At 73.0% G+C, this 22,703-nt stretch carries 23 protein-coding genes and 1 pseudogene; 16 read left to right on the top strand and 8 right to left on the bottom strand.

The annotated features are described in order from the left end of the window. Positions 1–39 precede the first annotated feature (39 nt). A complete protein-coding gene (locus GA0070607_RS06200; protein ID WP_089017310.1) occupies positions 40–240 on the bottom strand; it encodes a DUF397 domain-containing protein in 201 nt (66 codons plus the stop codon). Between the two features lie 5 nt (positions 241–245). Beyond that, a complete protein-coding gene (locus tag GA0070607_RS06195) occupies positions 246–1,091 on the bottom strand; it encodes a helix-turn-helix domain-containing protein (RefSeq protein WP_089017309.1) in 846 nt (281 codons plus the stop codon). 276 nt (positions 1,092–1,367) lie between these two features. Here GA0070607_RS06195 and GA0070607_RS06190 point away from each other — a divergent pair, with 276 nt between their 5' ends. Both GA0070607_RS06190 and GA0070607_RS06185 read left to right on the top strand, forming a co-directional pair. Next, positions 1,368–1,586, top strand: coding sequence for a hypothetical protein (locus tag GA0070607_RS06190; RefSeq protein WP_089017308.1), 219 nt, complete (start codon positions 1,368–1,370; stop codon positions 1,584–1,586). 197 nt (positions 1,587–1,783) lie between these two features. Beyond that, entirely contained in the window at positions 1,784–2,884 is a 1,101-nt protein-coding gene (locus GA0070607_RS06185; RefSeq protein WP_089017307.1) for a D-alanine--D-alanine ligase family protein, read from the top strand. A 54-nt stretch (positions 2,885–2,938) separates the two neighbouring features. Here the strand turns inward: GA0070607_RS06185 and GA0070607_RS06180 are convergent, their stop codons facing one another. Continuing rightward, positions 2,939–3,616, bottom strand: a complete 678-nt coding sequence (locus tag GA0070607_RS06180; protein ID WP_089021691.1) for a DUF3515 family protein — start codon at positions 3,614–3,616, stop codon at positions 2,939–2,941. A 9-nt stretch (positions 3,617–3,625) separates the two neighbouring features. After that, complete coding sequence (locus GA0070607_RS06175; protein WP_013284547.1) at positions 3,626–3,859, bottom strand: Lrp/AsnC ligand binding domain-containing protein; 234 nt, start codon at positions 3,857–3,859, stop codon at positions 3,626–3,628. 153 nt (positions 3,860–4,012) lie between these two features. On the opposite strand from GA0070607_RS06175, the gene GA0070607_RS06170 reads away from it, so the two are divergent. Both GA0070607_RS06170 and GA0070607_RS06165 read left to right on the top strand, forming a co-directional pair. Beyond that, on the top strand, positions 4,013–4,945 hold the full coding sequence (locus GA0070607_RS06170; RefSeq protein WP_089021690.1) for a thiamine-phosphate kinase: 933 nt from the start codon (positions 4,013–4,015) through the stop codon (positions 4,943–4,945). A gap of 29 nt (positions 4,946–4,974) precedes the next feature. After that, on the top strand, positions 4,975–5,436 hold the full coding sequence (locus tag GA0070607_RS06165; protein ID WP_089017306.1) for a GNAT family N-acetyltransferase: 462 nt from the start codon (positions 4,975–4,977) through the stop codon (positions 5,434–5,436). A 34-nt stretch (positions 5,437–5,470) separates the two neighbouring features. On the opposite strand, the gene GA0070607_RS06160 is transcribed toward GA0070607_RS06165, so the two are convergent. Together GA0070607_RS06160 and rpmB are read right to left on the bottom strand one after the other, a co-directional pair. Further along, positions 5,471–6,727 carry an ATP-grasp domain-containing protein gene (locus GA0070607_RS06160; protein ID WP_089017305.1) on the bottom strand — a complete coding sequence of 419 codons (1,257 nt, stop codon included), beginning with the start codon at positions 6,725–6,727 and terminating at the stop codon, positions 5,471–5,473. Positions 6,728–6,907: 180 nt separating this feature from the next. Further along, the gene (rpmB, locus tag GA0070607_RS06155; RefSeq protein ID WP_007456456.1) at positions 6,908–7,099 is read right to left on the bottom strand and encodes a 50S ribosomal protein L28; all 192 of its coding nucleotides are present in this window, start codon (positions 7,097–7,099) and stop codon (positions 6,908–6,910) included. Between the two features lie 296 nt (positions 7,100–7,395). Between rpmB and GA0070607_RS06150 the strand changes: the two genes are divergently transcribed. Beyond that, positions 7,396–9,009: a DAK2 domain-containing protein gene (locus GA0070607_RS06150; protein WP_089021689.1), complete on the top strand. Its 1,614-nt coding sequence runs from the start codon at positions 7,396–7,398 to the stop codon at positions 9,007–9,009. Beyond that, positions 9,006–11,204: an ATP-dependent DNA helicase RecG gene (recG, locus tag GA0070607_RS06145; protein WP_089017304.1), complete on the top strand. Its 2,199-nt coding sequence runs from the start codon at positions 9,006–9,008 to the stop codon at positions 11,202–11,204. The genes GA0070607_RS06150 and recG overlap by 4 nt, the downstream gene beginning before the upstream one ends. Before the next feature lie 98 nt (positions 11,205–11,302). On the opposite strand, the gene GA0070607_RS06140 is transcribed toward recG, so the two are convergent. After that, positions 11,303–12,250, bottom strand: coding sequence for an LPXTG cell wall anchor domain-containing protein (locus tag GA0070607_RS06140; RefSeq protein ID WP_089017303.1), 948 nt, complete (start codon positions 12,248–12,250; stop codon positions 11,303–11,305). Between the two features lie 305 nt (positions 12,251–12,555). Here GA0070607_RS06140 and rsmD point away from each other — a divergent pair, with 305 nt between their 5' ends. The 10 genes and pseudogenes from rsmD (at position 12,556) to GA0070607_RS06090 (ending at position 21,751) form a co-directional block, all read left to right on the top strand. Next, positions 12,556–13,119 carry a 16S rRNA (guanine(966)-N(2))-methyltransferase RsmD gene (rsmD, locus tag GA0070607_RS06135; protein ID WP_089017302.1) on the top strand — a complete coding sequence of 188 codons (564 nt, stop codon included), beginning with the start codon at positions 12,556–12,558 and terminating at the stop codon, positions 13,117–13,119. After that, the gene (coaD, locus tag GA0070607_RS06130) at positions 13,116–13,598 is read left to right on the top strand and encodes a pantetheine-phosphate adenylyltransferase (protein WP_089017301.1); all 483 of its coding nucleotides are present in this window, start codon (positions 13,116–13,118) and stop codon (positions 13,596–13,598) included. Before rsmD ends, coaD begins: the two co-directional genes overlap by 4 nt. A 235-nt stretch (positions 13,599–13,833) precedes the next feature. Next, positions 13,834–14,331, top strand: coding sequence for an SPFH domain-containing protein (locus GA0070607_RS06125; protein WP_089017300.1), 498 nt, complete (start codon positions 13,834–13,836; stop codon positions 14,329–14,331). 110 nt (positions 14,332–14,441) lie between these two features. Then, on the top strand, positions 14,442–15,005 hold the full coding sequence (locus GA0070607_RS06120; protein ID WP_089017299.1) for a YceD family protein: 564 nt from the start codon (positions 14,442–14,444) through the stop codon (positions 15,003–15,005). Between the two features lie 5 nt (positions 15,006–15,010). Beyond that, on the top strand, positions 15,011–15,184 hold the full coding sequence (gene rpmF / locus GA0070607_RS06115; protein ID WP_074317731.1) for a 50S ribosomal protein L32: 174 nt from the start codon (positions 15,011–15,013) through the stop codon (positions 15,182–15,184). Between the two features lie 114 nt (positions 15,185–15,298). Then, positions 15,299–16,285 carry a phosphate acyltransferase PlsX gene (locus GA0070607_RS06110; protein WP_089017298.1) on the top strand — a complete coding sequence of 329 codons (987 nt, stop codon included), beginning with the start codon at positions 15,299–15,301 and terminating at the stop codon, positions 16,283–16,285. After that, a pseudogene (gene rnc, locus GA0070607_RS06105) lies at positions 16,282–17,034 on the top strand (ribonuclease III); the annotation flags it as partial. The gene GA0070607_RS06110 and the pseudogene rnc, both read left to right, overlap by 4 nt. Positions 17,035–17,329: 295 nt before the next feature. Next, entirely contained in the window at positions 17,330–18,187 is an 858-nt protein-coding gene (gene mutM / locus GA0070607_RS06100) for a bifunctional DNA-formamidopyrimidine glycosylase/DNA-(apurinic or apyrimidinic site) lyase (protein WP_089021688.1), read from the top strand. A 231-nt stretch (positions 18,188–18,418) separates the two neighbouring features. Then, entirely contained in the window at positions 18,419–20,638 is a 2,220-nt protein-coding gene (locus GA0070607_RS06095) for an MMPL family transporter (RefSeq protein WP_089017296.1), read from the top strand. Between the two features lie 234 nt (positions 20,639–20,872). After that, on the top strand, positions 20,873–21,751 hold the full coding sequence (locus GA0070607_RS06090) for an IS5 family transposase (protein WP_408630894.1): 879 nt from the start codon (positions 20,873–20,875) through the stop codon (positions 21,749–21,751). 103 nt (positions 21,752–21,854) lie between these two features. Here the strand turns inward: GA0070607_RS06090 and GA0070607_RS06085 are convergent, their stop codons facing one another. Further along, a complete protein-coding gene (locus tag GA0070607_RS06085) occupies positions 21,855–22,697 on the bottom strand; it encodes an endo alpha-1,4 polygalactosaminidase (protein ID WP_089017294.1) in 843 nt (280 codons plus the stop codon). Between the last annotated feature and the right edge of the window lie 6 nt (positions 22,698–22,703).

The raw sequence follows: 22,703 nt of genomic DNA, 5'->3' as shown, positions 1-22,703 counted from the left end.
GACGCGGGCCTGAGCCCGTGCCGCGCCCGCCTCGTCCGGTCAGCGGCGGGGCGGGGCCTGGGCGAAGGCCGTCCAGGCGGCCGGCGGGAACAGCAGGGCCGGGCCGGTCGGGTCCTTGGAGTCGCGTACGGCGACCAGTCGGGGGAGCGCGGCCACCTCCACACAAGCACCCTGGTCGCCGCTGCGGCTGCTCTTGCGCCACGCCGCCGCAGCCAGCGCCGCTGTGATCGTCGGTGTCATCGGTCCTACCGTCCCTTCAGGAGTGACAGGAGCTGCTTCCGGCTGTCGGCCGGGCTGAGCGCCACGCTCCGCAGATGCTCCATGATTTTGGTGCAGGTACGCGTCTCGCCGGCTCGGTCGAGGATCATCTGACCGGCGACGGTCTCCACCGAGGCGATGATCGGGTCCTCCGGGTCGGCGAACTCCAGGATGTGCAGCGAGCCTCGGGTGCCTCGGTGGTAGCCGGCGGAGAGCGGGATCACCTGGACCGAGATGTTCGGCAGTTCGGCCATCTTGACCAGGTGGCGCAGCTGCCCGTCCATCACTGACTGGTCGCCGACCGGGCGTAGCAGCGCGCCCTCGTCGATGATCGCGTCGAGGATGGGCGGGTCGTCGCCGGTCAGCCGCTGTTGCCGGTCGAGGCGGACCTTGACCCGCTGCTCCACCAGGTCGTCGCCGAGGGTGTGCGGGCCGCCGCGCATCACCCCCCGGATGTAGTCGGCGGTCTGCAGCAGGCCGGGCACCACCGAGGGTTCGAAGTTGGCGATGGCGGTGGCCTCGGCCTCAAGGGCGATGAAGTCGATGGTGCGCGGGTCCAGCAGGTAGGAGTACGACACCCACCAGCCCGGCTTGCGGGCGTCCTTGGCGAGCTGCACCGCGGCGGCCACCTCGTCCGCGCCCACCCCGTACGAGGTGAGCAGGGCGCGCACGGTGGCCGGGCTGATCAGTGTCTGCGCGTTCTCGTACCGCGAGAGGGTGCTGCGGGTGCTGTTGATCTCATCCGCGGCGGTCTCGAGTGTCAGCCCGGCGGCTTCCCGGTGGTGGCGCAGGGCGATGCCGAGCCGGCGGGCACGGGCGGTCTTCGGGGCCATGCATCGATGGTCGCACACATTCGTGGGAACGTCTGCATGAGAGAACGTCGATGAGAGTTGCATTCACGGCTCTACACGTGTCAATCTGTCATCGCGTCCTCACTGCCGGTTGTCGTGGCGACGGTGGCGGTGAGCGACCGGAGGGGATGGGGCGCGCGGCGATCGGGTTTCTCCCCCGTACCCGATCGTCGCGTGCCGCCGCCATCCCGGCCCGCCGGAAGGAGACGACGTGCGCACCGGTCCGGAGCCCCCCGCCGTACACCCGGACGGCCGACGATGACCCGCTTCCTGGTGGTCCTCACCGACGTGCGTCCCGTCGAGGGCGTCGAGCGCAACGAGCGGACCGCGCCCGAGCGGCGCCGGCAGGTGGTCGGTGCCAGCAGTCGGGAGGCCGCCGACCGGATCGCCGGTGCGTTCATGGCCCTGGGCATGGTGCGGGCCGGCCGCCAGCGGGTGAAGGTGATCGCCGTCGGTCGCCGGCACGCCCCGGACTGACGCCTCAGTGCGGGTCGGCGGCACACCGCCGGACGACACCCCGTCACGCACCGTATATCCCCTGTTGACCGATTGCCGTGTCGAGCCGCGGCTCGCCGGGTATCGCCTCGCCCTGCCGCCACGCACAGTAAGGTCAACCGGGTGAGCGCCATCGGCGAGCACGACCAGCCGCAGTCGCGTACGAAGAGGTGACCGGAGTGACCACCCCAGGCAAGACCCGCGTAGCGATCGTCTTCGGCGGCCGCAGCCCGGAGCACGGCATCTCCTGCGTCAGCGCCGGAAGCGTGTTCGGCGCGCTCGATCCCGACGAGTACGAGGTGGTGCCCGTGGGCATCACCCGGGCCGGCCAGTGGGTGCTGACCAACGGCGACCCCGCCCAGCTCGCGATCAACGCCCGCCAACTGCCCGAGATCACCGCCGACTCCGGAGCGGACATCGTGCTGCGCGCCGACCCGACCGGCAACGGGCTGATGGTGCTCGACCCGACCGAGGGCCCTCGCGCGCTGGCCGACGTGGACGTGGTCTTCCCGGTGCTGCACGGCACGTACGGCGAGGACGGCACCATCCAGGGAATGCTGGAGATGGCCGGCATCCCCTACGTCGGGGCGAACGTGTTCGCCTCCGCCGCCGCGATGGACAAGGAGTTCACCAAGAAGCTCTGCGCGGTCGAGGGCATCCCGGTCGGCCGGTACGCGGTGCTGCGCAACGGGATGACGCTCAGCGACCAGGACAAGGACCGCCTCGGCCTGCCGGTCTTCGTCAAGCCGTCCCGGGCCGGCTCGTCGTTCGGCATCACCCGGGTCACCGACTGGGCGCAGCTGGACGAGGCGGTAGCCACCGCCCGGCAGTTCGACCCGAAGGTCATCATCGAGGCCGCGATCGTCGGCCGCGAGATCGAGTGCGGCGTGCTGGAGGGGGAGGCCGGCGGTGCGCCCGAGGCGTCCGTGCTGGCCGAGGTGCGTGTCGTCGCCGATCACGACTTCTACGACTTCGAGGCGAAGTACCTCGACGACTCCTGCGAGTACGACATTCCGGCCGGGCTGCCGGAGAAGGTGACCCGACAGGTGCAGGAGTACGCCGTCCGCGCGTTCACCGCGCTGGACTGCGCCGGTCTGGCACGGGCCGACTTCTTCGTCACCCCCGAGCTGGACGTCTACCTCAACGAGATCAACACCATGCCCGGGTTCACGCCGACGTCGATGTTCCCGCGCATGTGGGCGGCCTCCGGCCTGGAGTACCCGAAGCTGGTCAACCGCCTGATCCGCACCGCCCAGCGGCGCGGCGTCGGCCTGCACTGAGCCACGGCCGCCGGCCGGCCCGCGACGCCACGCTCCGGCGGAACGTGCGTCGGATCAGGCCCGGCAGCCGGCGGGAACGTCGCCGCCGGAGGGCACCGTGGCGACGATCGCGCTGGAGACCGGCGCCACCCACTGCAACGGCTGCTCGTAGGAGCGTGGGATGCGCACCGTCACCGGCGTCTCCCGGTCGACCGCGGTGAGCACTGTCACGTCGCCCTGCTCCACGGGATGCCAGCAGACCCGGTTGACCGTCCAGACCTCGTCGGTGGGCGGGATGGTCGGCTCGGTGCCGCCACAGGCCACGGTGAGGGCGGGGTCGCCGTACGCGGCGTTCTGCTCCGGACCGGCGGTGACCGGGCGCTGGGCCAGATCTTGGATGGTCGGCGGCAGCTGGGACAGCAGGGCACGGCACACCGTGGCCGGGCGGGCGGCCAGCGCCGGGGCGGCCATCTCGACCGGAGCGGTGGACTGCGCCCGGGCGGTGGTGGGGCTCGGCGTGGCGGCCGGCTCGGCCGGGGAGAGCTTGGTGAAGGCCAGCACGGCCACCAGCAGCGTGACCGGCAACGCGATCAACGTGGCCAGCAGGGCCGCGCCGCGGATGGTCCGGTCCCGGCCAGCCGGCGCGTCGGCGGTCGGCTCGGCCGGCTCGCGGATACCGTCAGCCGGCTCGGGCGAACCGTCGCGCGTCCCGTCGAGCCGCTCGTCGTTCTCAGCGGCGGAGGAGGTAGCCATCTCGTCCACTTACAGCCGCACCACCGAACACGTGAGGGTGCGAGTGATGCCGGGCACCATCTGCACCTTGCTGACGATGAGTTTGCCGAGCTCGTCGACGGTGTTCGCCTCGGTGAGGACGACCACGTCGTACGGCCCGGTGACGGCGTCGACCCGTACCACGCCGGCAAGGTCCGCGATGAGACCGGCCACGTCACGTGCGCGGCCGACCTCGGTCTGGATGAGGATGTACGCCTGTACCACGACTCGACCTCCGTCCGTCGCCGCCCAGGGGCGGCCCGAAGGGTGAAACTACCTTACGGACCAGGTCTGATCCCTATCGGTGGTCAAGGAGCAGCAGTGAGCGAGCGCGGCGGTGCCGGGCAGAACGGACGGAACGCCGGCGGTGTCGCCAGCGTGGGCGGGATCGGCGAGTTCGGATTGATCGGGCGGATCACCGCCCGCCTGCCGGTCGGACCGACGGTCCTGCTCGGCCCAGGGGACGACGCGGCGGTGGTGGCCGCCCCGGACGCCCGGGTCGCCGCCTCCACCGACGTGCTGGTCGACGGCCGGCACTTCCGGCGGGACTGGTGCTCGGCCCGGGACGTCGGGCATCGGGCCGCGGCGGCCAACCTGGCCGACATCGCCGCGATGGGCGCCACACCGACCGCCCTGCTGGTCGCCCTCTGCATGCCGGCGGACCTGGAAACCAGTTGGGCAGAGGAGTTGGCCGACGGGCTGGCCGCGGAGGCGGCCACTGTCGGCGCGAGCGTGGTCGGCGGGGACATGTCGTCCAGCCCCACCCTGACCGTCGCCGTCACCGCGCTGGGCGACCTCGGTGGCCGTCCGCCCGTGGTGCGCTCCGGCGCCCGCCCCGGTGACGTGCTGGCCCTGGCCGGCCGCACCGGGTACGCCGCGGCCGGCCTGACCGTGCTCACCCGGGGCTTCCGTACCCCCCGGCTGCTGGTCGAGGCGTACCGGCGGCCGCAGGTGCCGTACGCGGCCGGGCCGCAGGCGGCCCGGCTCGGCGCCACCTCCATGATCGACGTGTCGGACGGGCTGCTCGCCGACCTCGGGCACGTCGCGGTGGCCAGCGGGGTGGCGATCGACGTGCGCCGGGACGCGTTCGAGGTGCCCCGGCAGATGGCCGACGCCGCACAGGCGCTCGGTGTCGACCCGTACACCTGGATTTTGGCCGGTGGTGAGGACCACGCGTTGGCCGCGACCTTCCCCCCGGCGGTGGCGCTGCCGGCGGACTGGCGGGCGATCGGCCTGGTCACGGCCGGCGCCGGGGTCACCGTCGACGGCGAACCCTACGAGGGGCCGAGGGGCTGGGACCACTTTCGGTGAGGCCCCGCGCCGGCCGTACCCTGGATACCGTGAGTGAGATTGAGATCCGGGTGGTGCGGTTCGACGCGCCGGTGGCGCAGCAATTGATCCGCGACGCGCTGGCCGACCTCGGCGCCCGCTACGGCGGCACCGGCGACGACACCCCGGTGGACGCGGCCGAGTTCGTGCCGCCGGACGGCGCGTTCCTGGTCGCCTACCTGGCCGGCGAGCCGGTCGGCTGTGGCGGTTGGCGCAGCCACGGCGCGGACACCGCGGAGCTGAAGCGGATGTACACCGCCCCGGCGGCCCGTGGACGGGGCGTGGCCCGGACGGTGCTGGCGGCCGTCGAGCGCTCGGCCCGTGAGCAGGGCCGCAAGCGGATGGTCCTGGAGTGCGGCGACAGGCAGCCCGAGGCGATCGCCATGTACACCTCCGCCGGCTACGAGCAGATCCCGAACTTCGGCTTCTACAAGGACGCGGAGGGCTGCGTCTCCTTCGGCCGCACCCTCTGACCCGGGTGGTCGCCGACCGCCCGGTGGCCGACGTTCAGCCGGTGGTGATCCGGATCTGCGCGGCGGCCCGGGCGACCGCCCCGGTCGCCTCCGCCGGGTCGGCGCCCCAGGCCAGCACCTGGCCGCTGCGCCGCGCCGACGAGGTGACCTCGGCCACCCGGTCACCCACAGTCACGCCCACCCCGACGTCCAGCACGCCGGGCACCCGGCTGGCCGCGCGTACCCCGTCCACGGAGGTCACGGTGCCGGGCGGAGCGAGCAGGAACTCCACCGCCGCCGCGCCGTGCGGCGCGTCCGGCAGCGCCGGGCGTTCCCCCCGGAGCGTGCGCAGGTACGCCGCGACGAAACCGCACTCGTAGGCGACCGAGATCAGCACGCTGATCAGGTCGCCGGGAAGCCGGGCGGCGCACTCCACCAGCGCCGGGCCGTCGGCGGTGCGGATCCACTCGCTGTGCAGCACGCCGGTGCGGAAACCGGCGGCGCCGGCCAGCCGGGTGGCCACGTCGAGCAGCTCCCGCCGGGCGTCCTCGGGCAGTGCGGACGGCACTGTGTGCCCGGTCTCCACCGGCCGCCCACCGGCCAGCACCCGCTTGTCGGTGACGTTGCCGAAGCGCACCTCGCCCTCGGCGATCAGCAGCTCCACGCTGTGCTCGGTGCCGGTCAGCACCTGTTCGGCGAGGACCGCGTTGGGCAGGCCCCGGGCGATGGCGTCGGGAGGCGTCTCCGGGTCGGCGCTGGCGGCCCAGGCGGCGGCGACCAGCGCCGGATCGGTGACGATCTGCACGCCGAGGCTGCCGGCGCGGCGGGTGGGCTTCAGCACGCAGCGCCCGCCCTGCCGGTGGGCGAACTCGGTCGCCTCGGCGGCCGTGTCGACCACCGCGAACGCCGGGTTGGTCAGGCCGGCCGCCGCGGCGAGCAGCCGCATCCGGTGCTTGTCGGTGAAGATCTCGGCGGCCTTCACGCCGGCGCCGGGCAGGCCGAGCGCGTCGGCCAGCTGGGCCGCGGCGAGCACGCCGTACTCCTGACCGGGCACCACCAACCGCGCGGCGGCCAGCCCCGGTTCCCGGGCCAGCAGCGCCGCCGCGTCAAGGCCGGTCTGGTACTCGGCCGCCACCACCCGGGAGACGAACGGCAGCGCGGCGCAGCGCCGCTCAACGTCGCGGCGGCGGATGAGGTCGGGTTCCTCGACCACGACCACGCTTGCGGCGGGTAGCAGGTCGTCGAGCCCGCGCAGCAGATCCAGCGCGAAGCCCACAATGACCATCTCGTCCCGGCTCAGGTCCACCTGCACCCGTCACCCCTTCACCCGGGCCGGACCGGACGGCCGGCGCAGCGCGACACTAACCGGGCGGGCGGCCTTGGCGGCGGTCGCGTCGCGTAGCCGTCAGCGACCCTGGCACGGATACGACAGAGCCGGCGGACCCCCAGGGGTCCGCCGGCTGAGCCGTACGAGAAGGTGGGTGCTGCCGCGTCAGGCGCGGGTGACCTTGCCGGCCTTGATGCACGAGGTGCAGACCTGCAACTTCTTGGTGTTGCCGCCACCGGCCGGGGTACGCACCGACTGGATGTTCGGGTTCCAGCGGCGGTTGGTCCGCCGGTGCGAGTGGGACACGTTGTGGCCGAAGCCCGGTCCCTTGCCACAGACGTCGCACACGCTAGCCACGGGATACTCCTGGGATTGAAACGTTCATGAGGTCGCCGGCAGGCGCTGCCCGGGCAACCTGGTCAGGTTACCCGATGACCCGCCGACCCGGCCAACCGGCCCGGTCGGGCGATCGCCCGCGGCTCGGCCGGCAGGTGCTGGTGCGCCCGTCCGCCGGGTGGTGGGCCGGTCCGGCGGCAACCATACCCGAGGCCCCCGTTCCGGCCGCCCGAGCCGGGATCGGCGCCGGAGCCGCGGTGAACGGACACGCCGGACGAGTCCGACGGCTGTCGGCGTGCGCCAGTAGGCTTCTGGCCGTGCTGGACACCCTCGACGCCGCCGCGGTCCGCCGGTGGTGTGCGACCGGGCTGACCGCACTGAAGCGCCACCAGGGCGAGATCGACGAGCTCAACGTCTATCCGGTGCCCGACGGCGACACCGGCACCAACCTGGTGCTCACCCTCACCTCGGCCCAGCAGGCCCTTGCCATGGACCTGGACACGCTCCCCGACAGCGGGCCGACCGCACACGGGCACGCGTTGCGGCTGATAGCCCAGGGCGCGCTGCTCGGCGCGCGCGGCAACTCCGGGGTGATCCTCTCGCAGATCCTGCGCGGCTTCGCCGACGCGGCCGCCGCCGTGCCAGCCGTCCGCGGTCGCGAGCTGGCCGCCGCACTGCGGGGCGCCACCGTGGCCGCGTACACCGCGGTCGCCCGGCCGGTGGAGGGCACCCTGCTCACCGTGGTCGGCGCCGCCGCCGCCGGGGCTGAGCGGGCGGACAGCGACGACCTGCCGGTGGTGGCCCGGGCCGCCGCGCGGGCGGCGGCCGAGGCGCTGGCCCGCACCCCGGAGCAGCTGCCGGCGCTGGCCCGCGCCGGTGTGGTGGACGCGGGCGGCCGGGGCCTCTGCGTGCTGCTCGACGCCCTGGTGGAGGTGCTCACCGGGGAGGTCGCCGTGCGCGCCGCGCCGGCGCCGCGCGCCGCCCGGCCGGCTGCCACGGTCGCGCGGGAGACCGGCTCCGAGGAGTACGCCTACGAGGTGCAGTTCCTGCTCGACGCCCCGGCCGAGGCGGTGTCCGCGATGCGCCGGGCGCTGGCGGCGCTGGGGGACTCGCTGGTCGTCGTCGGCGACGGGCGCGAGCCGGAGGCCACCTGGAACGTGCACGTCCACGTCAACGACGTGGGCGCGGCGGTCGAGGCGGGGGTCGCCGCCGGCCGCCCGTACCGGATCTCGGTGACCCGCTTCGCCGACCAGCCCGAGCCGTCGCCCGGCCCGGCGGCGGACGGCCGCGCCGCCGTCGTGGTGGCCACCGGCGTCGGGATCGCCGGGCTGTTCGCCGCTGAGGGAGCCACAGTGGTGCCGGGCAACCCGTCCACGGGGGAGCTGCTGGACGCGGTCCGCAGCACCGGCGCGGCACGGGTGGTGGTGCTGCCCAACGACGCGAACACCGAAGCCGTGGCGAGCGCGGCGGCCCGCGAGGCCCACCGCTACGGCATCAAGGTGAGCGTGGTGCCGACCCGATCGCCGGTGCAGGCGTTGGCCGCCCTCGCGGTCCGCGACGGCGCCCGCCGCTTCGAGGACGACGTGATCGCGATGGCCGAGGCGGCGGGTGCCTGCCGCTATGCCGAGGTCTGCCACGCCAGCCGGGAGGCGCTGACCGTCGCCGGCCCGTGCCGCCCGGGGGACGTGCTGGCGCTGGTGGAGGGGGAGGTGCACCTCATCGGCGCCGACCTGACCGACACCTGCGCGGCCGTTGTCGACCGGATGCTCGGCGGCGGCGGGGAGCTGGTCACCCTGCTGGCTGGCGTGGACGCGCCGGCCGGGCTCACCGATGCCGTCCGCGCGCACGTCGCGCGGCGCTGGCCGTTCGTCGAGGTGCAGGCGTTCCCGGGCGGCCAACCGCACTATCCGCTCCTGGTGGGGGTCGAATGAGCGAGTCGGCCACTGTGGACACTCCGCTGAAGAAGCTGGTCGGGGACAAGACGGCCAAGGCACTGGCCGCCCACCTCGACCTGCACACCGCGGGTGACCTCGTCTACCACTTCCCGCGCCGCTACGACGAGCGCGGCGAGCACACCGACATCCGCTCGCTGGACGTCGGCGAGCAGGTCACCGTGCTGGCCCAGGTGCAGCGCACCGCGGTGCGCCCGATGCGCCAACGTCGGGGCAACCTGCTGGAGGTGACCGTCGGTGACGGTTCCGGCGGGTTGCTGACGCTGACCTTCTTCGGCAACCAGGCGTGGCGCGAGCGGGAGCTGCGTCCGGGCCGGTGGGGGTTGTTCGCCGGCAAGGTCACCGAGTTCCGGGGCAAGCGCCAGCTCAACGGCCCGGAGTACGTCCTGCTCGGCGAGGGCGGCGAGGGCGAGGCGGCGGTCAGCGACGAGATCGAGGAGTTCGCCGGCGCGCTGATCCCCGTCTACCCGGCCGCGGCGGCGGTGCCGACCTGGGTGATCGCCCGCTGCGTGCGGGTGGTGCTGGACACCTTCACCCCGCCGGAGGACCCGGTGCCGGCCACGGTGCGGGCCAGCCGCAACCTGGTCGGGCTGGGCACCGCGCTGCGGGAGATTCACCGGCCGAGCAGCAAGGAGGACCTCTACCGGGCGCGGCACCGGCTCAAGTGGGACGAGGCGTTCGCCGTCCAGCTGACCCTGGTGCAGCGCAAGCACCGGGCTGCCGACTGGCCGGCCCGACCCCGCCCTGCGCGCTCCGGTGGGCTGCTGGACGCCTTCGACGCACGGCTGCCGTACGAGCTGACCGCCGGCCAGCGCGACGTCGGCGTGGAGATCGCCGCCGACCTGGCCGCCCCGCACCCGATGCACCGGTTGTTGCAGGGCGAGGTGGGCTCGGGCAAGACGGTGGTGGCGTTGCGGGCGATGCTCCAGGTGGTCGACGCGGGCGGCCAGGCCGCGCTGCTGGCGCCCACCGAGGTGCTGGCCGCACAGCACCACCGCGGCATGCTGGACCTCCTCGGGCCGCTCGGGCGGGCCGGCGAACTGGATTCCGCCGAGCACGCCACCCGGGTGGAGCTGGTCACCGGTTCGCTGGGCGCGGCCGCTCGCCGCCGTGCGCTCGCTGAGGTGGCCAGCGGCGCCGCCGGCATCGTGCTCGGCACCCACGCGCTGCTCTACGAGGGTGTGGACTTCAACGACCTCGGCCTGGTGGTGGTGGACGAGCAGCACCGTTTCGGGGTGGAGCAGCGCGACGCGCTGCGGGCCAAGGCCGAGCAGCCGCCGCACGTGCTGGTGATGACGGCCACCCCGATCCCGCGCACTGTGGCGATGACCGTCTACGGCGACCTGGAGGTCTCCACCCTCTCCCAGCTGCCCCGGGGGCGCTCGCCGATCGCCTCGCACGTGGTGCCGGCCGCCGAGAAGCCGGCCTTCCTGGACCGGGCCTGGCGTCGGGTGCGCGAGGAGGTGGCCGACGGCCACCAGGCGTACGTGGTGTGCCCGCGCATTGGTGAGGGACCTGCCTCCGACGAGGAGCCGCCGCCGGTGGACGACAACGGCCGCCGGCCGCCGCTCGCGGTGACCGAGGTGGCCCCGCTGCTGGCCGAGGGGCCACTGCACGGGCTGCGGATCGGGGTGCTGCACGGCCGGCTGCCGGCCGACGAGAAGGACGCGGTGATGCGCTCCTTCGCCGCCGGTGACCTGGACGTGCTGGTGGCCACCACCGTGGTCGAGGTCGGTGTGGACGTGCCGAACGCAACAGTGATGATCGTGCTGGACGCCGACCGCTTCGGCGTCTCCCAACTGCACCAGCTGCGCGGTCGGGTCGGCCGGGGCGCTGCGGCGGGGCTCTGCCTGCTGGTCAGCGAGGCGGCCGAGGGGTCGCCGGCCCGGGAGCGGCTGGACGCGGTCGCCTCGACCGGCGACGGCTTCAAGCTCGCCGAGCTGGATCTGGAGCAGCGGCGTGAAGGCGACGTGCTGGGCGCCACCCAGTCCGGGCGCCGCTCACACCTGCGGCTGCTGTCCCTGCTGCGCGACGCCGACCTGATCCGCGACGCCCGCGCCGAGGCGATCGCCCTGGTCGAGGACGACCCGGAGCTGACCCGGCATCCGGCGCTGGCCGCGTCGGTCACCGCCCTGGTCGACGAGGACCGCGCGGAATACCTGGAGAAGGGCTGACGCCTCGACCCGCCACGAGGCGCGTGGCACGCGGGTGAAACGCCCGAGGGCGCGCCGACCGGGTGGTCGACGCGCCCTCGGGTTCAGCGCGGTTCGGTTCAGACGGTGAACCGGAGCCGGCGACGGCGAGCGACCAGGAACAGGCCCGCACCGGCGGCCAGCAGGACGACGGCGCCACCAGCGATCAGGGTGGTGTTCGTGCCGGTGAGCGGCAGGCCCCCACCCTCACCCTCGTCGCACTCGGCCGGCTTCTCCCAGGCGATCGGCTCGGTGTCGTCGAGGCCGTCGGCGGCCGGCGTGACGGTGAGACCCTCGGTCGCGTCGAAGGAGACGGAGCCGGTCTTGCCGGGCTCGACGGTCAGCGTCTTGGCGTCGCCCTTGTTCGGGGTCAGCGTCAGGACGACCGTCTTACCGTCGGCCGGGTTCTCGATCGTGAAGGTGAGGCTGTCGCAGGTCGACTCGACGGTGCCCACCGGCTCGGCCGGCGCCGGGGTGACGGTCGGCGTCGGGCTCGGGCTCTCGGCCGGCGGCCGGCTCGGCGACGGAGACGCGGTGCTGGGGGACGGGGTCGGGCTCGGCGACTCCGTCGGGGTGGCGGTCGGCGTCGGGGTGGGCTCCGCGGCGCAGGTGCCGGCCTCGGTGGCCTCCACCGTCCGGTGCTCGGTCACGATCCGGTTCGGACGCTCCCAGCGCGCCTCGACGGTCAGCTCGATCTTCGGGTTCTTCTCGGTGAAGGTGTGGGTCTGGGTGGCGGTGAGGAGGTCCCCACCCTTCGCCGGGAGGGTGGCACCGACCTTCAGGTCGCCATCGCTGAAGTCGCCGGGAACGGTCGACTTGACCGAGGTGATCTCGGCATCGATGTCCTCGCTGTTGCCGACCTTCCACGTGACCGTTACCTGGCCGTCGGCGGCCAGGCAGTAGGTGCCGGAGGGCTCGGGGTGGTGGGCGCTCGCCGGCGCGGCGAACGTCGTCATGGCGCCGATGCCGAGCAGCGCGCCAGCGGCGATGGCCGCGGTACGCCGGAACGGAGACTTCGGACGGATCACTGGTACTCCTGGAGTGCTGAAGCGTTAGGGGCGTGGCCCGGGAACGACAGTGGACGGTCACTGCACGTCCGGATGGAGGGTGGCATTCCCGAGCCGTGGGCCGGCGGATTCCCGCCGGCACCCGGCAGACCCTAGCGAGATCGCCGCTCGTGATACAGCGCTCAGGATTCGTTAAGACTGATGTTATCAATCTGAGATCATCGATACACGAAACGTGATCAAGTGGTTGCTGGCGCGATGCGGGTGGTGTCGGTCGTCGCCCCCGTCCGCTCGCGTAGCGTCGAGGCCATGAGCAGGAGGAGACGGTGACCCGGATCGTGGCCGGGACGCTCGGCGGCCGGCGCATCGCCGCGCCCCCCGGCGCCGGCACCCGACCCACCTCCGACCGGGTCCGGGAGGCGCTGTTCAGCGCCGTCCAGGCCGAGGCCGATCTCGACGGCGCCCGCTTCGCCGATCTGTACGCCGGCTCCGGCGCGGTCGGGCTGGAGGCGCTCTCCCGGGGCGCCCGGCACGTGCTGCTGGTCGAGTCCGACCCTCGGGCGGCCCGGGTGATCCGCGAGAACGTGGCGGCCCTGCGGGCCGGCCCCGCCGTCCGCCTGGTGACCGGCAAGGTGGCGACCGTGCTGGCCGCCGGCCCGGACGGCGGGCCGTACGACGTGGTCTTCGCCGACCCGCCGTACGCGGTGCCGGACGCGGAGATCACCGCGCTGCTGACCACGCTGGTCGACGGCGGCTGGCTGGCGAGCGACGCGCTGGTGGTGGTGGAGCGGTCGAGCCGCACCGGGCCGGTCGAGTGGGTGGACGGGATCACGGCCGAGCGCAGTCGCCGTTACGGCGAGACCACCCTTTGGTACGGTCGCCGATCATGAGACGTGCGGTCTGCCCCGGCTCGTTCGACCCGGTCACCAACGGACACCTCGACATCATCGGACGGGCCAGCCGGCTCTTCGACGAGGTGATCGTCGGCGTGCTGATAAACCAGTCGAAGAGTGGCCTCTTCACCGTCGATGAGCGGATCGACATGCTCCGCGAGGTGACGGCCTCGTACGGCAACGTGCGGGTCGAGTCGTTCCGCGGGCTGCTTGTCGACTTCTGCCGGGCCCAGCAGGCGAGCGTGCTGATCAAGGGCCTGCGGGCGGTCAGCGACTTCGACTACGAGTTGCAGATGGCCCAGATGAACATCGGGCTGGCCGGTGTCGAGACGCTGTTCATGCCGACCAATCCGCTCTACTCCTTCCTCTCCTCCAGTCTGGTCAAGGACGTGGCCAAGTGGGGCGGCGACATCTCCGCCCACGTCCCCGACCCGGTCCGCGAAGCCCTCCAGTCCCGCCTCGGCCCCCGCTCCTGACCGTTCGGCGCGGTCGCGATCCTGAATCGTGGCCTTTGTGACAGTTGTCGGCCGGTGCGTGCAGGATCGCCAGGGCCCTTTCCGGCGCCCTCGCGTCGTGTGACGATGCCGCGACGCGCCGGGTCGGGGTGGATCGGGCAGGTGTGGGGCGGGCACGACATGATTGACAGAGCGGGGAACCGGCCGTAGCCCGCATCATGGAGGTCGGCCGACGAACGACAGGAGTGAGGTACCGGTGGACCCGCTCGATCGCATCGACGAACTGATCGCCATGGTGGAGCAGGCCCGCTCCGTCCCGATGTCGCGCAACAACTGCATGGTCGACCGGGGTGAGATGATCGCGGCCCTCGACGAGATGCGCGCCGAACTCCCCGCCGACCTGCGTCGCGCGGCCGCGCTGCTCGACGAGCGCGACAAGATCATGGAAGCCGGCAAGCGCGAGGCGGACCGGATCATCAGCGAGGGTGAGGCGGAACACGCCCGCCTCGTCTCGGTGAACGAGATCACTGTCTCGGCCGAGCACGAGGGGGCCCGGATCATCGCCGAGGCCCGGGCCGAGGCGCAGCGCCTGCGTGAGGAGGTCGACGACTACGTCGACACCGCGCTGGCCAACTTCGAGCAGTTCCTCACCAGGGCGCTCGCCTCGATAGAGCGTGGCCGCGACAAGATGCACGCGCTGCGGGAGATTGGCACCTTCGGTGGGGATGAGGCGGAACGCCCGCTACCCTTCTGAGCGGCACCTCACCAGCCGACATTCTGAGGCGGGCGACGCCCCCGGTTCGACGGTCCGGCGGTCGCCCAGGTAACCTTTTTTGTCGGCCTCACACCGGCCGGAGTCTGACTATGCCCAAACACTCGCCATCGACACTCGACCCCAGGTCGCCGCTGGTCCTCGACACGAGGGACCTGCCGCGCCGGCCTGGCGCGTTGCGTACGGTCCAGCGGGTCGTGCCGGCACCGGCGGACCTCGGTGTGGAGTTGATCGGCGTTCCGGAGGGCGCGGACCTCGACCTCGACCTGAGGCTGGAGTCGGTGTCCGAGGGCGTGCTCGTCTCCGGGACCATCACCGGTCCCGTCCGGGGCGAGTGCGGGCGCTGCCTGCGCGAGATCAACGACTCGATGGCCGTGACGATCCAGGAGCTGTACGCGTACGAGAACAGCACCACGGACGCCACGACCGAAGAGGACGAGGTGGGCCGGATGCAGGGCGATCTGATCGACCTGGAGCCGGCGCTGCGGGACGCGTTGGTGCTCACGCTGCCGACCAACCCGCTCTGCCGGGAGGACTGCCCAGGACTGTGCCCCGAATGCGGGACGCACTGGGACGATCTGCCGGCCGACCACAGTCACCAGCAGATCGACCCGCGTTGGGTGGGCCTGTCGCAACTGACCCGTACAGAGGAGTAAGAACCGTGGCCGTCCCGAAGCGCAAGATGTCGCGCAGCAACACCCGGTCCCGCCGGGCGAACTGGAAGGCGACAGTGGTCGCGACCGTCGCGTGCCCGCAGTGCAAGTCCCCGAAGCTGCCGCACGCCGCCTGCTCCGTCTGCGGCACCTACAACGGCCGCCAGGTCATCGAGGTCTGACCTGGACGCCGAGTGACGCCCCCGACCCCGGGTCGGGCGGCGCGCGCACCCTGGCATTCGCCCGGTGCCCCGGCTCCCTCCGATGCCGGCCGGCCCACTCCGGTCGGCGTTCCGGTGGAGCCGGGCACCGCGCGGATCGCCGTTGACCTCCTCGGCGGGGACGACGCTCCCGCCGTCGTGGTTGACGGCGCTCTGCGAGCCGTGCGCACCGACCCTGACCTGCATCTCCTTCTCGTCGGCCCGGCCGAGGTCGCCGACGAGCTGATCGCTGCCCTCGATCCGGCCCAACGTGCCCGGATCACGGTGCGGCCGGTCCGCGATGCCGTCGGCATGGCCGACCATCCCAACGCCGCCCGCGCGGAGAGCACAGTGCGGGCCGCCGTCACCGCCGTCCGCGACGGGGCCGCCGACGCCCTGGTCTCCGCCGGCGCTACCGGTGCCACAGTCACCGCTGCCGTGCTCGGCCTCGGCCGCTGGCCCGAGATCCGGCAACCCGCCCTCGTCGCCACCCTGCCCGGGGTCGCCGGGCCGGTCGTGCTGCTCGACGTCGGCGGCTCGCTGGAGCCCCGCCCGGCCACCCTCGCCCGGCACGCCGTGCTCGGCGCCGCGTACGCCGCCGTGGCGCATTCGATCGCCGAGCCCCGTGTCGGCCTGCTCTCGGTCGGCACCGAGGCCGGTAAGGGCGACCGGGTCCGTCGGGCCACCGATCCGCTGCTCGCCGTCGAGCCGCTGCCCGCGGCGGCGCGCTACGTCGGGCTGGTCGAGGGGTACGACGTGGCCTTCGGCGCGCGCGCCGATGTGGTGGTCACCGACGGCTTCACCGGTAACGTGCTGCTCAAGGCGATCGAGGGCGCGTACGCCATGGCCGGCGGCCCGCCCGTCGCCGGTGGCGCTCCCCGCGCCGCCGCCCTGCTCGGCGTAGCCGGGACGGTGGTCGTCTGCCACGGCTCCGCTCGCGCCGCCGACGTCGCCTCCGGCATCGCCCTCGCCGCCCACCTGTGGCGGCGGCACGCCACCGACCTGGTCTCCGCGCTGCTCGACGGCGACGCCGCGACGCACCGCACCGACCGCTCCACCGACACCGAGGTACGCACATCATGAGCAACGACAAGCGGCGGCGGGCGTCCGTCGGTCACCTGGAAGCCGCGTTCGGCGTGAGCCTGGACCCTGACCTGCTGCAACGCGCGCTGACCCACCGTTCGTACGCGTACGAGAACGGCGGCCTGCCCACCAACGAGCGGCTGGAGTTCCTCGGCGACTCGGTGCTCGGCGTGGTGATCACCACGGCGCTCTTCCACAACCACCCGGACCTGCCCGAGGGGCAACTGGCCAAGCTGCGGGCCAGCGTGGTCAACATGCGCGCGCTCGCCGACGTGGCCCGTGGCCTGGGACCGGACGGCCTCGGCGCGTACCTGCTGCTCGGCAAGGGCGAGGAGACCACCGGCGGTCGGGACAAGGCGAGCATCCTGGCCGACACCCTGGAGGCGTTGCTCGGCGCGATCTATCTCCAGTACGGGTTGGACACCGCCGGGATCGTCATCCACCGGCTCTTCGACCCGCTGATGGCGGAGTCGGCGGGCCGGGGCGCGGCCCTGGACTGGAAGACCAGCCTCCAGGAGTTGACCGCGGCGCTCGGGCTCGGCGTGCCGGAATACCGGATCGAGGGCACCGGCCCGGACCACCTCAAGACGTTCACCGCCTGGGTGGTGGTGGCCGGCAACCGGTACGGCGGCGCCGAGGGGCGCAGCAAGAAGGAGGCCGAGCAGCGCGCCGCCGAGGCGGCCTGGCGCACGCTCGCCGACGAGGACGACCAGGACGACCAGGCTGGTCGGGACGGCCAGGCTGGAGCGAACGGGCGGACCGGCCGGGACGGATCGGCCGACCGCGATGAGCCGGTCGGGCCGATGGAACGGGCCGAGCGGGCGGCCCAGACCGAGCAGGCCGACCACCTCGCGCAGGCCATGCCGGCCGACGTCGCGGCGAAGCAGGCCGCTGCTGAGCAGGCCGCTGCCGAGCAGGCCCCTGCCGAGCAGGCCCAGGCCAACGGCGCTCGTTCGACCGGCGGCAACGGCACCCGGGCCTCCGTCGAGCCGACCGGGGCTGACGCGACCGGCGCAGCCGGTGACCGAGGGACGGGGCTACGACGTGCCTGAGCTGCCCGAGGTGGAGACCGTCCGGCAGGGGCTGGCCCAGTGGGTCATCGGCCGCCGGATCGCCTCGGTGGAGGTCCGCCACCCCCGTGCGGTCCGCCGGCACGTCCCCGGCGGAGTGCACTTCGCCGACGTGCTCGCCGGCCGGACCGTGCTGGACGTCCGCCGCCGCGGCAAGTACCTGTGGTTGCCGCTGGACAGCGGCGACGCCGTGATCGGGCACCTCGGCATGTCCGGTCAGCTGCTGCTCCAGCCGCCCGGCACGCCCGACGAGACCCACCTGCGGGTGCGGTTCCGGTTCGCCGACGACGGGCCGGAGCTGCGCTTCGTCGACCAGCGGACGTTCGGTGGGCTCTCGGTCAGTGAGGGCGGTGCCGACCTGCCCGCGGAGATCGCGCACATCGCCCGTGACCCGATGGACCCGGAGTTCTCCGACGCGGCGTTCGTCGCCGCGCTGCGCCGCCGACGCACCGAGGTGAAACGAGCCCTGCTCGACCAGACCCTGATCTCCGGGGTGGGCAACATCTACGCCGACGAGGCGCTGTGGCGCGCCGGGCTGCACGGCACCCGTCCGACCGACGCGTTGACCGGCCCGGCGGCGCAGCGCCTGCTCGGTCACGTCCGCGACGTGCTCGCTGAGGCGATCAAGGAGGGTGGCACCAGCTTCGACGCCCTCTACGTCAACGTGAACGGTGAGAGCGGCTACTTCGACCGGGAGCTGAACGTCTACGGCCGCGAGGGTGAGCCGTGCCGGCGGTGTGGCGCGCCGGTCCGCCGGGAGGCGTTCATGAACCGGTCCTCGTACAGCTGCCCACGCTGCCAGCCCCGGCCCCGGGGTTCCCTTCGGGGATGACCCGGAGGTGGTTCGGGGCCGGTGCCGGCGGGTCGGGCCCGACCTTTCCGGGCTGGACCCGGGCGGTTGTCCGAATCGCGGGCTGATGCCCGTCGTACCGCCCGGGCGGCCCCGCGGACCTTTGTGGACGGGCTCCGGGGACGGCCGGGGTCGATCCCCGATGTGACCGCCTCGTCACGGCCCTAGCGTCAGCACCGTTGACAGGGGGTTGACGTGACAGGGGGACCCGAGATGGGGACAAGACCGGTGACGGTGCGGATGGCGCGGTGGAGCGCCGAGCACCCGTGGCGGGCGATAGCGCTGTGGGCCGTGTTCGTGGCGGTGTGCTTCCTCGGCGGCAACGCCGCCGGCCTCAACGAGGCCACCAGCAGCGACCAGGCGATCGGCGAGGCGGGGCGCGCCAGCCTGATCGTGGATGCCGGCGCCTTCGACGACCCGGCCGTGGACAACGTCCTGATCACCTCCCGGGGCGGCGCGCTGGATGCGGCGGCGGCGAAGGCGGCGGCGGACGACGCGACGTCCCGGCTGCGCACGGTCACCGGCGTCGCCGAGATCGGTCCGCCGATCACCGCGCGGGACGGGTCGGCGCTGCTGCTGCCGATCACCATGTCCGGCGACCCGGACACCGCGTCGGACCGGGTGCAGCCACTGCGCGACGCCACCGCCGCCGTGCAGGAGGCGCATCCGCAGCTGCGCGTCGAGCAGGTCGGCGGGCCGTCCATCGGGCAGGCCCTCGACGACACCCTGGGCAAGGACTTCAAGCGCGCCGAGCTGCTCAGCCTGCCGGTCACCCTGGCCATCCTGATCATCGCGTTCGGCGCGTTGATCGCGGCCAGCGTGCCTGTGCTGCTGGCGCTCTCCTCGGTCGCCGCCGCGATGGGTCTGTCCACCCTCGCCTCGCACCTCGTGCCGGCCACCGACACCACGGCCCCGGTGATCCTGCTGATCGGCATGGCGGTCGGGGTCGACTACTCACTGTTCTACGTCCGTCGGGAGCGCGAGGAACGCGCCAAGGGTCGCTCCGGGCTGGACGCGGTGGAGATCGCGGCGGAGACCTCCGGGCACGCCGTGGTGGTCTCCGGCTTCGCGGTGATCATCTCGATGGCCGGACTGCTGCTCGCTGGTGACGTGGTCTTCTCCTCGCTGGCCGTCGGCTCGATCCTGGTCGTCGCGGTCGCGGTGGTCGGCTCGCTGACCGTGCTGCCCGCCCTGCTCGCCAAGCTCGGTCGTTGGGTCGACCGGCCCCGGGTGCCGCTGCTCTGGCGACTGACCGCGCCACGCGCCGGCCGGCACGGCCAGCCCCGCCCGCCCCGGCTCTGGCCGGCGGTCCTCCGGCCCGCGCTGCGCGCCCCGGTGCCGACCCTGGTCATCTCGGTCGGGTTGCTGCTCGCGCTCGCCGCGCCGGCGCTCGGCATGAAGCTGAAGTTCCCCGGCATGGAGGACCTGCCGCGCACCACCCCGGCGATGCAGGCGTACGACCGCCTCACCGCCGCCTTCCCGAGCACCGGCACCAACCACGTGGTGGCCGTCCGGGCGCCGGCCGAGCAGGCCGACCGGGTCCGCGCGGCGCTCACCGACCTGGCCACCCAGGCTTCCGGCGACCCGCTGTTCGCCCCCACCGAAGCCGACGGCCCGAAAATCGAGGTGTCCGCCGACCGGCGGGTCTCGGTGCTGGACGTGGCCACCCCGTACGCCAGCCGCGACGACCGGTCGGTGCGGTCGCTGGAGAAGCTGCGCGACGACCTGGTCCCGGCCGAGCTGCGGGGCATCCCCGGCATCGAGTACGCGGTCGGCGGCAGCGTGGCCGACAGCGAGGACTACGCACAGCACATCCGCGACAAGTTGCCGCTGGTGATGGGCTTCGTCCTGGTGCTCACCTTCCTGGTCATGGTGCTCACCTTCCGGTCGGTGGTGGTGGCGGCCAGCGCGATCGCGCTGAACCTGCTCTCCGCCGGCGCCGCGTACGGCCTGCTGGTGCTGGTCTTCCAGGGCGACTGGGCGGCGGGGCCGCTCGGCTTCACCTCGATGGGCGCGATCGTGTCCTGGCTGCCGCTGTTCCTCTTCGTGGTGCTCTTCGGCCTCTCCATGGACTACCACGTCTTCGTGGTCAGCCGGATCCGCGAGGGGGTCCGGGCCGGCATGTCCAACCGGGACGCGGTGGCGTACGGGATCACGTCCTCGGCCGGCGTGGTGACCAGTGCGGCGGTCGTGATGGTCGGGGTGTTCTCGATCTTCGCGACGCTGAGCACGATCGACATGAAGCAGCTCGGCATCGGCTTGGCGGCGGCGATCCTGCTGGACGCCACGATCATCCGGGGTGTGGTGCTGCCGGCGCTGATGACCATGCTCGGCGACGCCAACTGGTGGGCCCCACGCTTCCTGCGCCCGCGTTCGGCGCCCACCCCCACCGAACCACCGGCCCCCACCCCGGAGCTGGTACCGGTGCCCTAACCGTCCCCCCCACCGCCCCCACCGCCCCGCCGCCCCCACCATCCGCGTCGATCTAGGGAGAATCGTCGCTTGTGGATCTCCGTTCACAGCGATTTCCCCTAGGGCGCGTTTCATAAATCGGGGTGCGCCGGGTGAGGTCACGGCGTGGCGGTGATCGATACTGAAGAGGTCTCCGGTACTTGGTACGACGACCAAGAAGCACCATGCACCGGAGACCTCGTGGCCACCCTAGCGGTGACGAGGCGGCACGACCTGACCGATGCGCAATGGGCGGCCCTCGCCCCGCTGCTGCCTGCGCGCTCGACCAGAGGACGTCCGCCGAAATGGACAAGACGGCAGCTCATCGACGGAATCCGTTGGCGGATCCGGATCGGATCGCCATGGCGAGACGTCCCGGCCGAGTACGCGCCCTGGCCCACCATCTACGGCCTGTTCCGCCGCTGGCAACGTGACGGCACCTGGGAGCGAATCCTGGCCGCGTTGCAGGCCGTGGCGGACGCGGCCGGCCGCATCGACTGGGACGTCAGCATCGACTCGACGACCAGCCGCGCCCATCAGCACGCCGCCGGCGCCCGCCACGACGGGCACCTGCAGAAAGAACCACCCGGCGGCGTGCACGACGAACCCGCCGATCACGCCCTGGGTCGCTCCCGCGGCGGGCTGACCACCAAGACCCACCTCGCCTGCGAGCAAGGCCAGAAAGTCCTGGCCCTGACCCTGACCGCAGGCCAACGCGGGGACAGCCCACAGTTCATCCCCGTCCTGCGCAAGATCCGCGTCGCCCGGATCGGCGGTGGGCATCCCCGCACCCGCCCGGACCTGGTCCTCGCCGACAAGGCCTACACCTCGAAGGGCAACCGGGCCCATCTACGTTCCCGCGGTATCAAGGCCTGCATCCCGAGCAAAACCGACCAGGACGCCCACCGCAAAGCCCGAGGATCAAAGGGTGGCCGCCCGCCCGGGTTCGACCCGGTCAACTACCGGCAACGCCACGCCGTCGAGTGCGGCATCAACCGCCTCAAACGCCACCGCGGCGTCGCCACCCGTTACGACAAGTTGGCCGTCCGCTTCCAGGCCGTCCTGACCATCGCCATCATCAACGAGTGGCTCTGACTGGATTATGAAACGCGCCCTAGATCGACGCGGACGGGAGGCGCGCGGCAGGCGCGCGGCGGGCGCGCCGCGGGCGCGTGGCGGGCGCGGGGCGGTGAGGGGGTCAGGGGAGGGGGCAGGGTTGCCGCCAGACGTTCAGCGTCCGCTGCTTGCGGATGGATGCGAAGCCGTAGCCGACGGTGGTGACGCAGAAGTCGTCGGTCGAGCCGGTGTATTCGACGTGGAAGACCGGTTTGTCGGCGTCGGCGAAGGGCAGCAGCTTGGCGCACTGGTCCAGCCGGACGCACTCCTCGTTGACGGCGAAGTCGAAGTCCGGGGCCAGCGCGGCGACCTGCGGCACGTCGTTGACCAGACCGGGGGACAGGTCCAGCGATCGGGCCAGCCGGGCCAGCCGGCGGTTGAACAGCAGTTGGTCGTCGAAGTCGAGCGGGAAGCCGCTGGGTTGGGCGTACCCGTCGGCGTCGGCCAGAGCCACCGCGCCGAAGCCCTTGCCCCGGCAGAGCCGGAACCGGTCGGCCAGCACCGGTTCGAGGTCGTCCCACCGCCGGACGTCCAGCCACCGGCTCCCGGGTCGGCGGCCGGTGGAGCCCTGTACGGCGGCCGGGAGCCGGCTGGCGTCCGGGTCGTCCGCGCGGACCGAGCCGATGTGCACCTGGCAGATCAACCGGCGGTTCCGGGAGCGCAGCTCGGCGGTCTGGGCGGCGGTGGTGGCCACCGGGTCGAGCAGGAAGACGTCGGCGTCCACCGCCGGGTCGAGCGTGCCGTGCAGTTGCCACTGCCACTGCCACTGCCGCGCCTGCTCGCTCGGCCAGGGGGTGGGCGCGCCGGGCGGGGTGAACTCGGCCCGGCAGCCGTACGCCGGGACCACCAGGACGAGGACGGCGCAGGCCGACGCGATTCGGCGCAGCGGGCATACGACGGCGCGTCGCCGCGGCCGGATCCGCATCGGCAG

The organism is Micromonospora coriariae (assembly GCF_900091455.1).
Classification (GTDB): domain Bacteria; phylum Actinomycetota; class Actinomycetes; order Mycobacteriales; family Micromonosporaceae; genus Micromonospora; species Micromonospora coriariae.
The sequence above is the reverse complement of the archived record's forward strand: the minus strand, read 5'-3'. Positions and strand labels throughout refer to the sequence as shown.